This window comes from Chromobacterium aquaticum (assembly GCF_021129195.1).
Taxonomy (GTDB): domain Bacteria; phylum Pseudomonadota; class Gammaproteobacteria; order Burkholderiales; family Chromobacteriaceae; genus Chromobacterium; species Chromobacterium aquaticum.
The window spans coordinates 1-589 of sequence record NZ_JAJOHW010000266.1; the positions used below are offsets into that span (position 1 = coordinate 1).

The following is a 589-nucleotide window of genomic DNA, read 5'->3' on the forward strand; positions in this document are numbered from 1 at the left end:
TCATCGATCAGGCCTCCGCTGAGCAGACTCGCCGCCAAATAGCCTTGGTCGCTGATCAATTGGGCCATTCCCAGGCTGCCATCGATCACTGTGTCCAACATGCTGCCTGTAAAACGTTGCCAAGCACCCGGACGAGAGGCTGTCACCGTGACCGGCTCAAGCTCTATGGTGTTCTCCCAATTAAACCCCTCAGTCGTGCCCACCTTGGCAACCATCGGCCGTTGAGACCCTTCATCCACAAAGCCCTCCGACCCGGCACCGCTCATCGCCTCCTGCCCACGCTGCCACTTGCCCGCATCCGCCACCAACGCGCCACGGCTGCCATAGCTCGTCTGTTGCGCAGCCGTCAGTTGTTCCGCCATCGCCTCTGCCAAGCGTTGTTGCTGCTGTTGCCGCTGCTGATCCCGCTTCTGCAGGCCGCTTGCCACCTGATCGCCCAGCGCGCTGCCGAACGATTCCGCCGCAATCGCCCCCAGTTCGGCCGCTGGCCGTTCACTTGCGACTGGATGCCGCCCGACACCAAACCCCGCAGCGTGCCGTAACCGACGCTCGCCACCGCGCCGATCTGCTTGCCGTCCAGGTAGTAGTA

2 protein-coding genes are annotated in these 589 nt (G+C 63.2%); both read right to left on the reverse strand.

Annotated elements, in window-relative coordinates:
• Nucleotides 1-362: hypothetical protein (locus LQT98_RS23665; RefSeq protein WP_231465699.1), on the reverse strand; the 362-nt coding region annotated here is incomplete at its 3' end.
• A partial coding sequence (locus LQT98_RS23670) for a hypothetical protein (protein ID WP_231465701.1) occupies nt 347-589 on the reverse strand: 243 nt, incomplete at its 5' end. The genes LQT98_RS23665 and LQT98_RS23670, both read right to left, overlap by 16 nt.